This is a genomic window from Cobetia sp. 3AK (assembly GCF_029846335.1).
Classification (GTDB): Bacteria; Pseudomonadota; Gammaproteobacteria; order Pseudomonadales; family Halomonadaceae; genus Cobetia; species Cobetia marina.
The window spans coordinates 38,646-51,781 of record NZ_JARWKR010000006.1 but is presented as its reverse complement, the minus strand read 5'-3'; the positions used below and the strand labels follow the sequence as shown (position 1 = coordinate 51,781).

Annotated in this window: 10 protein-coding genes; 7 read left to right on the top strand and 3 right to left on the bottom strand. The window is 62.3% G+C overall.

The genetic code is table 11. The features are described 5' to 3' along the window. The first annotated feature begins 166 nt into the window (after window positions 1–166). Entirely contained in the window at window positions 167–1,624 is a 1,458-nt protein-coding gene (locus tag QD228_RS09970) for a coniferyl aldehyde dehydrogenase (protein ID WP_279875477.1), read from the top strand. Between the two features lie 6 nt (window positions 1,625–1,630). Here the strand turns inward: QD228_RS09970 and rnk are convergent, their stop codons facing one another. From rnk to typA, 3 genes are all read right to left on the bottom strand, one after another. Further along, the gene (rnk, locus tag QD228_RS09965; RefSeq protein ID WP_077379911.1) at window positions 1,631–2,044 is read right to left on the bottom strand and encodes a nucleoside diphosphate kinase regulator; all 414 of its coding nucleotides are present in this window, start codon (window positions 2,042–2,044) and stop codon (window positions 1,631–1,633) included. Window positions 2,045–2,196: 152 nt separating this feature from the next. Next, entirely contained in the window at window positions 2,197–3,087 is an 891-nt protein-coding gene (locus QD228_RS09960; RefSeq protein ID WP_077379913.1) for a WYL domain-containing protein, read from the bottom strand. A gap of 626 nt (window positions 3,088–3,713) precedes the next feature. Then, on the bottom strand, window positions 3,714–5,522 hold the full coding sequence (gene typA, locus QD228_RS09955; RefSeq protein WP_077379915.1) for a translational GTPase TypA: 1,809 nt from the start codon (window positions 5,520–5,522) through the stop codon (window positions 3,714–3,716). Window positions 5,523–5,895: 373 nt separating this feature from the next. On the opposite strand from typA, the gene QD228_RS09950 reads away from it, so the two are divergent. The 6 genes from QD228_RS09950 to QD228_RS09925 all read left to right on the top strand — a co-directional run bounded on the left by QD228_RS09950 (window position 5,896) and on the right by QD228_RS09925 (window position 13,008). Continuing rightward, window positions 5,896–6,189, top strand: a complete 294-nt coding sequence (locus QD228_RS09950) for a hypothetical protein (protein WP_136939534.1) — start codon at window positions 5,896–5,898, stop codon at window positions 6,187–6,189. Further along, window positions 6,182–7,588 carry a glutamate--ammonia ligase gene (gene glnA, locus QD228_RS09945; RefSeq protein ID WP_065392424.1) on the top strand — a complete coding sequence of 469 codons (1,407 nt, stop codon included), beginning with the start codon at window positions 6,182–6,184 and terminating at the stop codon, window positions 7,586–7,588. The genes QD228_RS09950 and glnA overlap by 8 nt, the downstream gene beginning before the upstream one ends. 417 nt (window positions 7,589–8,005) lie before the next feature. Beyond that, window positions 8,006–8,647 (top strand): DUF4124 domain-containing protein, encoded by a 642-nt coding sequence (locus QD228_RS09940; RefSeq protein WP_279875475.1) that lies wholly within the window; start codon window positions 8,006–8,008, stop codon window positions 8,645–8,647. A 313-nt stretch (window positions 8,648–8,960) separates the two neighbouring features. Next, window positions 8,961–10,040: a nitrogen regulation protein NR(II) gene (gene glnL / locus QD228_RS09935; protein ID WP_077380022.1), complete on the top strand. Its 1,080-nt coding sequence runs from the start codon at window positions 8,961–8,963 to the stop codon at window positions 10,038–10,040. Beyond that, window positions 10,037–11,446: a nitrogen regulation protein NR(I) gene (ntrC, locus tag QD228_RS09930; protein WP_077379917.1), complete on the top strand. Its 1,410-nt coding sequence runs from the start codon at window positions 10,037–10,039 to the stop codon at window positions 11,444–11,446. Before glnL ends, ntrC begins: the two co-directional genes overlap by 4 nt. A 224-nt stretch (window positions 11,447–11,670) precedes the next feature. Beyond that, window positions 11,671–13,008: a deoxyguanosinetriphosphate triphosphohydrolase gene (locus QD228_RS09925; protein WP_084207729.1), complete on the top strand. Its 1,338-nt coding sequence runs from the start codon at window positions 11,671–11,673 to the stop codon at window positions 13,006–13,008. The last annotated feature ends 128 nt before the right edge of the window (window positions 13,009–13,136 follow it).

Here is a 13,136-nt window from a genome sequence, read left to right as displayed (position 1 = left end):
AGTGTTCTAAAACGGAGTGAGCCACGACGACGTCTGTCATTCTCGACAGCTCCCACCGGATACGCTCATGACGCCTGCTTCCCCTGAAGACCCCCGTGCTGTTGACGACCTCCCTGCCACCTCCGACGCTGCGACTGCCTCATCAGACCACGAGGGAGAGGCCGAGATGGCTCGCATGCGTGAGTTGCTGGACGCTCAGCGAGCAGCCTTCGCCCACGCGCCGATGCCGAGTGCCGAGGAGCGGCGTGGCTGGCTGGCAGCGCTGCGTGATGCGCTCAAGGTGCACGAGGAGGCCCTGGTCGCGGCCATCAGCCGAGATTTCGGTCATCGCAGTGCTCACGAGACACGCCTGGCGGAACTGGTACCGAGCTACGAGGGCATTCGCCATGCACGCCGTCACCTGAAGGGCTGGATGAAGCCCTCGAAGCGCCACGTCAGCGCCGCCTTCCAGCCAGCCAGTGCAAGTGTCGTCTACCAGCCACTTGGTGTGGTCGGCATCATCGTGCCGTGGAACTATCCGCTGTATCTGGCGATCGGCCCCTTGATCAGCGCGCTGAGCGCCGGCAATCGGGTGATGATCAAGATGAGCGAGTTCACGCCGGAAACCGCCGAGGCGCTGCGCGGCATGCTCGCGGATGCCTTCGAGGAAGCGCAGGTCGCGGTGGTGACCGGCGAGGCCGAGGTCGCGGCGGCCTTCTCGGCACTGCCCTTCGACCACCTGCTGTTCACCGGCAGCACGGCGGTGGGCCGGCATGTGATGCGCGCCGCGGCGGAGAATCTGACCCCCGTCACGCTGGAGCTGGGCGGCAAGTCGCCGGTGATCATGTCGCGCCAATTGATGGCGGACGACGCGCAGCGCCGCGAGGCGGCCTCACGTCTTGCCTTCGGCAAGGGCATGAATGCCGGCCAGACCTGTGTCGCTCCGGATTACGTGCTGTGTGCGGAAGATCAGATCGAGTCGCTGGTTCAGGCGTTGGGGGAGTGCTTCCAGCGCTTCTATCCGCGCTTCGCCGAGACGCAGGATTACTCGCGCATCATCAATCAGCGTCAATACCAGCGCGTGAGGGAAGTGCTCGAGGATGCACTGGCCAAGGGCGCGACGCTCAGGCCATTGCTCGACAGCCCTGACTGGGATGACCCGGCGCTGGTCGAGAAGCGTCTGATGCCGCCGCTGGCACTGCTTGAGGTGACGGATGAGATGCGGGTGATGCAGGAGGAGATCTTCGGGCCGCTGCTGCCGATTGTCGCGCTGCCGGACGCGGCGGTGGATGAGCTGTCCGCTGCGATGGCCTACGTGAATGCGCGCCCACGCCCGCTGGCGCTTTACTACTTCGGCCACGACAAGCACGAACAGCAGCGGGTCACCGAGGGCACGCATGCAGGCGGAATGTGTCTGAACGACACCCTGCTGCATGTGGCGCAGGATGACATGCCGTTCGGCGGCATCGGGCCATCCGGCATGGGGCATTACCACGGGCGGGAAGGATTCCAGACGCTGAGCAAGGCCAAGGGCGTCTTTGCCAAGGGGCGCATGAATGGCGCGAAGCTGATGTATCCGCCCTATGCCGACGGGCCGGCAGCACGCGCCATCCATGGTCTGATCCGCCGCCTGCTGATGCGCTAGGCGCTGTCAGCGGTGCAGATCGCCCGCGCTTTCCGGCTGGTAGTGGAGCGCCTCGATGCGTACCTCGTGCAGGCTGCCATCCGGCAGCTGCCACTCGATGAGGCTACCGACCCGCAGCCCCAGCAGAGCGGCTCCCAGAGGCGCCAGTACTGACAGGCCATCCTGCTGGTCTGACAGGGCGTGCGGATAGACCAGCGTGCGTATCAGGGTCTGCTGGCGGGTCAGATCCGTGAACTCCACGCGGCTGTTCATGCTGACGATATCGGCGGGCACCTCGTGAGGCTCGACGATATCGCCGCGCTCCAGTTCGTCCTCGAGCTGTTCCGCCACCTGGCGGTCGGCAGCCGAGACGCGATCAATCAGGCGCTCGAGGCGTTCGGCATCCAGACGATTGATGATGATCGAGGGAAGTGTGGCCATGTGACCTCCTGTCAGGTGTGGTATCCGCGCCTTGCTGACAAGGCCTGGCGAGTTACCAAAAAAACAGCCCTCCGCCGGGTAGGCGAAGGACTGTGTGCAGAAGTCATCATATAAACTTCACTCAGCGCTGGATAGTCCTGCAAGCCATCGTTTCAGGCGCTGGAGCTGACGAACAACCAGTCGCTGATCTCGGCATGATTCAACACCACCAATTGCTGCGCACGGGGCGACTCATCCAGATAATCCGGATTGATGCCCAGCTCACGCAGCACATACTGGACGAGGGCGCCGCGAGTCGGCAGGTGAAGCTCGCCGTCGACCATGCCGTGGTCCTGTTCGATCAGGCCACGCTCATCTGGCGTCAGGCGAGGGTCTGCCCCCAGGCGCAGGGTGACCCGGGTTTCCCAGCCGTCATCGAATTCACGTTGACTGCCTTCAAGGGCCTCGCCGAACAGCTCAGGGACATCGCGGAATCGAGACAGCACGAAGTCGCGAAAAGCCCGGTTCTTCTCACAGAAGGCCCGCACATGCCAGCGACCTGCGGCATAGACCAGCGTATGTGGACACAGGATACGCTCTTCCCCCTGAGGGGAGTTCAAAGAGGCGTAGGTGACCTCCAGGCGTGCTCCCTGGCTGGCCGCTTCAATCAATGTCCGGACCACGGGCGGGCTGGCGCTGCGGGACGGCAAGCGGAGCGCCTCGGTGTTGGCCTGGCCGAGTCCGAGTCCGGTGAAGTGGGGATTCAGATTGTCATGATTGCCGAGCAGCTGCAGATATTCATCCACCTCACCCCGCGTCAACATCGGGTGAAAATTGGCGGAGGGGCGGTAGCCCTTGATCACGGGATCATATTCAAGATTGTGTTCGGCGACGGTCTCGCGATAGGTCTTCATGACGCGTGACGCCTGCTGGCGTGCAATCCCGAAGGCGTTGCCCAGATGACGTGACGTGACGCGGCCTTCCCACAGGGCGATGATCTCGATCAGACGGTAGCGTGCCAGCGTGTCCCAGGGCAGGGTTTCCAGGCGTTCCTTGATGCTCATTGATGAATCCTTTCATACGGGTCTTCTATGGCGCCGAAATGCGAGATTGCTGGAGAGGGCCCTGGCAATGGCAACGCGTTGCAGGCGTCATTGATGATCGGGAAGATGACCCGGTTCCGGGCTTCCTGTGATGGCTGAGGACTTCTTAAATGCTGGGTAGGCATGAAAAAAGCTCCGGCAGAAGATACCTGTTCGGATGCGTTGACCCCAGTGTCCGCGAAAGGCGCGACTTCATTGCGTCGCATGAAAGTGACGCATTGAAATAATCTGTTGCCATATAAACAGGTTCCAGTTTTCTATTGCGGCTTCTGGCCGTTGCGGGCAACAAGTTGGCGCATCCGAAAACCACTATCGCCGGGTGGAAGAGAGCAGCACTGCGATATGCGCAACAACAGAAGCTTGATATGACTCACATTTAAGAGGTTAGAACGCGTTAGGCCAAGGAACGGACGTTTGAGGGGGGAAACTGCCGGCCCTAATGGCGACGCACTATCTGCAATGACATGCTCGAGTATTAGGGAAGTGACGTTGTTAACGCCTGAAACGCAAAAGACCCGCCGGGAGGCGGGTCTTTTGCGTTTCAGGCTTGCCCTCCACATGGGGTGGAGGGCTGCACGGGCAGCGTCTTACTTGCTGGCGCGCTTGCGCTCGTTCTCTTTCAGGTACTTCTTGCGGATACGGATGTGCAGCGGAGTGACTTCCACCAGCTCATCGGAATCCAGGAACTCGATCGCCTGTTCCAGAGTGAAGCGGATCGGCGGCGTCAGCACGATGTTCTCGTCGTTGCCGGTGGAGCGCATGTTATCCAGCTTCTTGGCCTTGGTCGGGTTGACGACCAGGTCGTTGGCACGGTTGTGGATACCCACCAGCATGCCTTCATAGACTTCGGTACCGTGACCGATGATCAGCTTGCCGCGCTCCTGCAGAGTGTACAGGGCGTAGGACAGTGCCTTGCCCGGCACCATGGAGATCATGACACCGTTGCGACGCTCGACGCCTGCGCCTTCCTTCAGGTCACCGTAGTGATCGAAGCGGCTGGTCAGGATGCCGGTACCGGAGGTCAGGGTCAGGAACTGGCCACGGAAGCCGATCAGACCACGTGACGGGATGATGAAGTCCAGACGCACACGACCCTTGCCATCCGGGTTCATGTTGGTCAGCTCACCCTTGCGGTAGCCCAGCTCTTCCATGATGGAGCCCTGGTGCTGCTCTTCACAGTCGATGATGACTTCTTCGTACGGCTCCTGCTTCTTGCCGTCGATTTCCTTGATGATGACTTCCGGGCGGCCCACGGCCAGCTCGAAGCCTTCACGACGCATGGATTCGATCAGTACGGAGAGGTGCAGCTCACCACGGCCGGAAACGACGAATTTCTCCGGCGTCTCACCCTGTTCGACGCGCAGGGCGACGTTGTGGATCAGTTCCTGGTCCAGACGCTCACGGATGTTGCGGCTGGTGACGAACTTGCCGTCCTGACCGGCGAACGGAGAGTCATTGACCTGGAAGGTCATGGAGACGGTCGGCTCATCGACGGTCAGCGGCGGCAGCGCTTCGACGGTCGCGGTGTCGCAGATGGTGTCGGAGATCGCGAGGTTCTCGATACCGGTGATGCAGACGATGTCGCCGGCGGTCGCCTTGTCGGTCTGCACGCGGTCCAGACCCATGTGAGTCATGACCTGGCCGATCTTGCCCTTGCGGACAGCGCCTTCCTTGGTGACGATGGAAACCTGCTGGCCCGGGCTGACGGAACCGCGCTTGATGCGGCCCAGACCGATGACGCCGACGTAGCTGTTGTAGTCCAGTGCGGAGATCTGCATCTGGAACGGACCGTCCAGCTCGACCTTCGGCGGCTCGACGATGTCGACGATGGACTGGAACATCGGGTCCATGGTGTCTTGCAGGTCTTCAGGATCCATGCCGGCAATGCCGTTGAGGGCAGAGCAGTAGATGATCGGGAAGTCGAGCTGCTCGTCGGTCGCGCCCAGGTTGTCGAACAGATCGAAGATCTGGTCGACGACCCAGTCAGGACGAGAGCCCGGACGGTCGATCTTGTTGACGACGACGATCGGCTTCAGACCCTGGGCGAAAGCCTTCTGGGTCACGAAGCGAGTCTGCGGCATCGGGCCATCGACAGCATCGACCAGCAGCAGCACGGAATCGACCATGGACATCACGCGCTCGACTTCGCCACCGAAGTCAGCGTGCCCAGGGGTATCCACGATGTTGATGTGGTAATCGTTCCACTGGATCGCGGTGTTCTTCGCGAGAATGGTGATGCCGCGCTCTTTTTCCTGGTCGTTGGAATCCATGATGCGTTCCTGACCCTCGGCCTTGCGGTCCAGGGTGCCAGACTGACTCAGGAGCTTGTCGACCAGGGTAGTTTTACCGTGGTCAACGTGGGCGATGATGGCTATGTTGCGAAGTTTCTCGATCACGACGGGAACCTGTGCGGAAAATGGGCGCTCGCGTACCGGGCGCTTGTGATTTGGGGCGCATTATAGGGGGCATGGCATGCCTCCTGCCAGCATCGTGCATTCACGAGGCGGGTCAGTGAGGGCCATGGATTGGCCTGAAGTGCCCAAATGATTGTCTCTCAAGTCTTTTCCGCGCGCTTGTGACAGATGAAAAAAAACTTGTGGCCAGGGGCTGCCATGACGATCACGAGCGAAAAAGACCGTCATCGACAGCGAGTTCTCTCGAATTGACGCGGCCAGCGTGAGGCTGATGCGACCGGTCAGATCGGCCTGATGGCTCGCTGTGCACCATATTGGTGCCAGGGCATTTTTTGATGCACCAATATGATAATTCGTGCCTGCGCAATCCTCTTTTCTGCACCTTGTGGGGTCATGTTTCTCGCTGCAAAATCCAGCATGTCATCTTTGGGTGCATGTATTTCTTCATTGTTTTCAGTTAGTTATTGTTGTTGATGTTCTGGTGTGCTTCATTCTGGCACGCTCGATGCATTATCAGGTCATCCTCTTCATGGCTGGCATCCATTGGCTGACCATGAGAAAAAAGACAGACAACGAAAGACCTGAACAGACAACGCTGACACCAACTGCAACCGAGCCGCCGGCTCCATCGGAGAATTACCATGGCTGAGAAGACACTTGCCCTGATTGAAGAACACGAAGTCAAGTGGGTTGATCTGCGCTTCACCGACACCAAGGGCAAGGAGCAGCACGTCTCCATCCCGGCGCGCACGGTTGACGAAGAATTCTTCGAGAATGGTCAGATGTTCGATGGTTCTTCTATCGAAGGTTGGAAGGGCATCAACGAGTCCGACATGATCCTGATGCCGGACGACGGCACTGCCTTCCTTGACCCGTTCACCGAAGACACCACTCTGGTGCTGCGCTGTGACGTCATCGAGCCGGCCACCATGCAGGGCTATGAGCGCGACCCGCGTTCCGTCGCCAAGCGTGCCGAGGAATATCTGAAGTCCACCGGTCTGGGCGATACTGCCTTCTTTGGTCCGGAGCCGGAATTCTTCATCTTCGATGAAGTGCACTGGAAGAACGAGATGAACGGCGCGATGTTCAAGATCTCTTCCGAAGAAGGTGCATGGGCGACCGATTCCACGCCGGAAGGCGGCAACCTGGGTCACCGTCCGCGTCTGAAGGGCGGCTACTTCCCGGTCCCGCCGATCGACAGCTTCCACGATATCCGTGCTGCCATGTGCAACACCCTGGAAGCCATCGGTCAGGAAGTCGAAGTTCACCACCACGAAGTGGCGAACGCCGGCCAGAACGAGATCGGTGTCAAGTTCAACACCCTGGTCAAGAAGGCCGATGAGGTTCAGGAACTCAAGTACGTGATCCACAACGTGGCGCACGCTTACGGCAAGTCCGCGACCTTCATGCCCAAGCCGCTGGTCGGTGACAACGGTTCCGGCATGCACGTTCACCAGTCCTTCTGGAAGGATGGCGACAACCAGTTCGCCGGTGACGAGTACGCGGGTCTGTCCGAAATGGCCCTCTACTACATTGGCGGCATCATCAAGCACGCTCGTGCGCTGAACGCCTTCACCAATGCGTCCACCAACTCCTACAAGCGTCTGGTGCCGGGCTTCGAAGCCCCGGTCATGCTGGCCTACTCTGCCCGCAACCGTTCCGCTTCCATCCGTATCCCGTACACCGCCAGCCCGAAAGGCAAGCGTGTCGAGGCTCGCTTCCCGGATCCGACGGCCAACCCGTACCTGGCGTTCTCCGCGATGCTGATGGCCGGTATCGACGGCATCAAGAACAAGATCCACCCGGGCGATGCCATGGACAAGAACCTCTACGACCTGCCGGCCGAAGAAGCCAAGTCCATCCCGACCGTGGCCGAGAGCCTCGAACAGGCACTGACCGCGCTGGACGGCGATCGTGAGTTCCTGACCCAGGGTGGCGTCTTCACCGACGACATGATCGATGCCTACCTCGAGCTGAAGGGCGAAGACATCCAGCGCCTGCGCATGGCGACTCACCCGCTCGAATTCGACATGTACTACAGCGTCTGATCTACCGACGGCGCATGTCGCTCACGGCACCGCCCGGAGCAGTCTGAGCGCGGGGCATGCGTGAGGCGAGACACACAGGGTCATACCGATAGGTATGGCCCTGTTCTCGTTTCTGAGACATGTGCTCCAAGAGCTGACTCCCGGCTGTCCAGGACCCGCGACCCGTCGCGGAAAGTCGCGTCGCAACAAGCAGGGCTGGTATCAACGCGGGAAGCTTTGTAACTTGGCAGCAGGATATGTCACTTCTGGCACGCTGGTAGCGTCCGAGTGAGTGACACGACTGGCAGGAGCGGATGCGCGCTTCTGGCTTCCCATGACTTCTTCAGGAATTCCCGGATGTGGCCCTTCACTTCTTCTTCGCGTGGCATCGGTTCAGTGGGTGACAGCAGGTCCTTGCCGGTCAAGGGAATGCGGCGGATGGCTCGCCTGTCCGGCATGACGACGCTCGGCCTCTGCCTCTCAGCGGTGCTGGCCCTGGGCAGCGTCTCGGCGGAGCTCGAGGCGGCTCAGGTCTACCGGCACGTGGATGCCAACGGCAACGTGGTGTTCAGTGATCAGCCGGCGGGCGGCAGCAAGGTCAAGCTGACGCCGCTGAGTGTGGTGCCTTCCACCGAGGCTGCTCCCTCGCGCGCGCCTGCTTCGCGTGGCGTGTCATCTTCCCCGTCCGAGACCGCTTCCCGTAGCCGACCCTCCGCGCCTGCCGTGGATGTCAGCTTCCGTGGCTATACCCGCTTCTTCATCCAGAGCCCGAGCAATGAAGAGACGCTGCCTACGGGGCAGGCCGGCAACCTGGCGGTGCGCCTGGCCATCGAGCCGCAGCTGCGTCCCGAGCACAAGGTACGCGTGACCGTGGATGGCGCGCCGTCGCAATCGGCCATGAACAGCAGTGTCTTCATGGTGCCGGGGCTCGAGCGTGGCAAGCATGTCATCCAGGCGGAGCTGCTGGATGCCTCCGGACGAGTGCGCCAGACCACCGAGCCCCGTGTGGTCTACGTGCAACGCGCCAGCGTCAATCTCCCGCGCAATCCCAACAACCCGGCCAATGCCGGGGGTGGCTGAGAGGCGGGGGTGACAGTACTCCTGGCTTGCGAACGACACGTGACTCGCGCGCCAGGTCATCAGGCCACCTTCGGGTGGCCTTTTTTGTCGCCAGGTCTGGCAACGGTATCGCCCGCGATGCAGCAGCACGCCCGCTGATGAGCAGGTCTGCTGCATCGGGTTGGCAGTGCGGTCCTTTGGTGCACCATAATGGTGCTTCAAATCGACGCCCGAAAGAGGTGCATCGGCGCGGGTGCCATGCACGCGGCATTTGCACCAGACTGGCGCGGTTATTGCAGAACAGGGAGACGTACTGCGAATGGCGGATAAAGGCATGCATCAACGACTGCTCGAACACCTGAATACTGCCGTGGTGGTGCTGGATGCACAGCTGCGCGTGGTATGGCTGAACCCGGCGGCCGAGACGCTATTGGCGGTCAGCCTGGTGCGCGTCAAGGGCAGCTCCCCTGAACATCTGACCGGGCTGGATGAAGAGCCCATCAAGGTGCTGCGCAAGGCGCTGGAAGAACAGCATCCCTATACCCAGCGTGAGGCCGAGATCGTCAATGCGGCCAACGAGCCGCTGACGGTGGACTTCACCGCGACCCCGGTCAGCGCCAATGAGCTGCTGGTGGAAATCGAGCCGCGTGATCGTCTGATGCAGATCTCCCGCGAGGAGGCGCTGATCGCTCGGCAGGAAGCCGTCAAGGTGCTGACACGCGGGCTGGCGCATGAAGTGAAGAACCCGCTTGGCGGTATCCGGGGCGCGGCCCAGTTGCTGGAGCGCGATCTGCCGGAGCCGCAGATGGTGGAGTTCACGCGCATCATCATCGAGGAGGTGGATCGCCTGCGCGATCTGGTCGATCGCATGCTGGGGCCGAATCGGCCACCGCTGCAGTCGCCGGTCAATATCCACTCGGTGACCGAGCGGGTGCGCTCCCTGCTGGCGGCGGAAGGGCATCACATCAAGCTGACGGCCGACTATGACCCGAGCCTTCCTGAAGTCATCGGCGATGAAGGCCAGTTGATCCAGGCGGTGCTCAACATCGCGCGCAACGCGACCCAGGCCCTCAACGAGCAGCCGCAGCCCGAATCAGCCGATGGCAATGAGGCGCCGTGGGAGATCACCCTGCGCACGCGGGCCCGGCGGCAGTTCACGCTGGGTCATGAGCGCCATCGTCTGGTCTGTGAGCTGGCGATCAGCGACAACGGCCCGGGCATTCCCGAGGCGCTGCGCGAGACGCTGTTCTACCCGATGGTCTCGGGGCGCGCCGAAGGCTCAGGGCTCGGGCTTTCCATCGCCCAGGGCATCCTGCACCAGCATCAGGGGTTGATCGAGTGTGACTCGCGCCCCGGCCATACCGAATTCCGACTATTAATCCCGCTTGCCGGCACTTCTGGAGATCCCTCATGAGCGAGACTGCACGCGTCTGTATCGTCGATGATGACCGCGCCATCCGCTGGGTACTGGAGCGCGCTCTGGCCCAGCCTGACCTCGAGGTGGAAAGCTTCGAGCGCCCGGATCAGGCAGAAGCCAGCATCATGCGCCAGTGCCCGGATGTGCTGATCACCGACATCCGCATGCCCGGTATCGATGGCCTCGATCTGATGGCACGAGTCCGCGAGCGCTATCCGGACCTGCCGGTGATCGTGATGACGGCTCATTCCGACCTCGACAGTGCCGTGGCCTCCTATCAGGGCGGTGCCTTCGAGTATCTGCCCAAGCCCTTCGATGTCGATGAGGCGCTGGCGCTGGTGCGGCGCGCCGTGGCGCACGCGCGGGAATCCAAGGCCCCCGCGGTGGTGCCGGAAGGATTGACCAAGGAGATCATCGGGGAAGCGCCAGCGATGCAGGAGGTCTTTCGAGCCATCGGTCGCCTGTCCCAGTCGCACATCACCGTACTGATCAACGGCGAATCCGGGACCGGCAAGGAGCGTGTCGCCCAGGCGCTGCATCAGCATTCGCCCCGCAAGGCCAAGCCGTTCATCGCGCTGAACATGGCGGCGATCCCCAAGGACCTGATGGAGTCAGAGCTCTTCGGCCACGAGAAGGGCGCCTTCACCGGTGCCACCGCTCTGCGTCGCGGACGCTTCGAGCAGGCCGATGGTGGCACCCTGTTCCTGGACGAGATCGGCGACATGCCGGCGGAAACCCAGACACGTCTGTTGCGGGTGCTGGCGGATGGCGAGTTCTACCGCGTGGGGGGCATCACGCCGGTCAAGGTGGATGTGCGTATCATCGCCGCGACCCACCAGCACCTGGAGGCGTTGGTGGAGGATGGTCGTTTCCGCGAGGATCTCTTCCACCGCCTCAACGTGATTCGCGTCCACCTGCCACGGCTGTCAGAGCGCCGTGAGGACATCCCGCGCCTGATGCAGCACTTCCTCGCCGAAGCCGCACGCGAGCTGGCCACGGACCCCAAGGTGCTCACCGAGGCGGCCGAGAAGCACCTCACGCGCTTCGACTGGCCGGGCAACGTGCGCCAGCTGGAGAACACCTGTCGCTGGCTGACGGTGATGGCCTCGGGCCGCGAGGTGATGGTCGAGGATCTGCCGCCGGAACTGCGTGACGTCAGTGGCACCGAGGCCGCGTCCGGGGACTGGCGTGGTGCCTTCCGTGAGTGGGCGGACCGCGCGCTCGCCGCCGGCCACACCCATCTGCTGGAAGAGGCGGTGCCCGACTTCGAGCGCATCCTGATCGAGACGGCGCTCAAGCATACCGGCGGTCGCAAGGGCGAGGCCGCCGAGTTGCTGGGCTGGGGACGCAACACGCTGACGCGCAAGCTCAAGGTGCTGTTGCCGGCGCTGGCCGAGGATTGAGCCGCCCCGGCGCCAGACAGTCCCGAGCGCCCTTCTCTGGCTGAGCGGGTGATGAACCGCCTGAGCGGGTCGAGAAACCGTCTGGGCGGACAGGAGAACCGCCCAGCGGTCTGGAGAGAAAGAGAACAGGGTGCCACAATCCCTGTTCTCTTTTTTTCTGCCCGTCATTCACCGTTGTCTGCTCGCCGGCGTCGTTTCTCGGGCGCCTGCCAAGGAGTTGCCTGATGTCATCAATGAACTGGGAACGACTGCTGGAGCCGAGTCGCCTGCATGACGCACCGGGCACCGTATCGCGTGAGATGGGCCGTACGCCCTTTCACAAGGATCACGACCGGATCGTGTTCGCGGGCTCCTTCCGACGGCTGGGTCGCAAGACCCAGGTGCATCCGCTGACCGACAACGACCACATCCACACGCGTCTGACCCACTCCCTGGAGGTCGGCTGCGTCGGGCGTTCGCTGGGCATGATGGTCGGCGAGAAGTTGAAGGACCATCTGCCCGAGTGGGTGACGCCCGCCGACCTCGGCGTCATCGTCCAGACCGGTTGTCTGGGACACGACATCGGCAACCCACCCTTCGGGCATGCCGGAGAATATGCCATCCGGGACTGGTTTGCCGCAGAGGCCGCCAGCGACCACGGGCGTCTGTCAGGCCTGAGCGAGGCCGAGCGCGAAGACCTGCTCACCTATGAAGGCAACGCCCAGGGCTTTCGTATCGTCACCCAGATCGAATACAACCAGTTTCATGGCGGCATGCGCCTGACGGCGGCGACGCTGGGCACCCTGCTCAAGTATCCCTGGACGGTGAAGCACGCCACGGCAGGCGGCAAGTTCGGTTGCTACCAGAGTGAGCGTGAACTGCTGGATCAGGTGGCCGAGCGCTGCGGGCTGCTGGCGCGTGACGATGGCCGCTGGTGTCGCCACCCGTTGGCATGGCTGGTCGAGGCCGCCGATGACATCTGCTATGCGCTGCTCGATCTCGAGGATGGCCTCGAGATGGGCATACTGCAGTTCGAGGAGGTCTACGAGATTCTGACCGGCATCAGTGGTGGCGCGCCGCGGGAGTATGACGACATGGTCGCGCGTGGCACGTCACAGCGGCGCAAGGTGGCGGCCCTCAGGGGCGCGGCGATGGAGCGGGCGGTCAATGACGTGGCCCAGGCCTTCGTGCAGCATGAGGCGGAATTGCTGGCGGGCACCCTCAGTGAGGACCTGCTGGATCTGTGTCATCCCGATCTCGGCTGGGGCGTGCGGGAAGCCAAGAATCTGGCGCGCCAGAAGATCTTTCGCAACGAGCGCAAGGCCAAGCTGGAAATCGGCGCCTACACCACGCTGGGCATCCTGCTCGAAGCCTTCATCGGGGCTGCCCATGAGCTGCACACCACGGGGCGCTCCAGCTTCAAGCATCAGCGCGTGCTGGCGCTGATCGGCGAGAACACCCCGACGCGTGACTGGGATCTCTACCGCAGTTACCGGCGCATGCTCGATTTCATCGGCGGCATGACCGATCACTTCGCAGTGGACCTCGCTCAGGAGATGGGTGGCCGCCTGCGCGGCGACTGAGCCATCCGCTCGAGCATGACGACTGTCCGGCAAGCCGTGCCGGGCAGTCGTGGTCTGCCGTGTCATCTCCGCGTTGCCTTGCCGGCCTCCTGCCGGTCACGCGCCCCATCTGTTCCGGCAACTCCTTT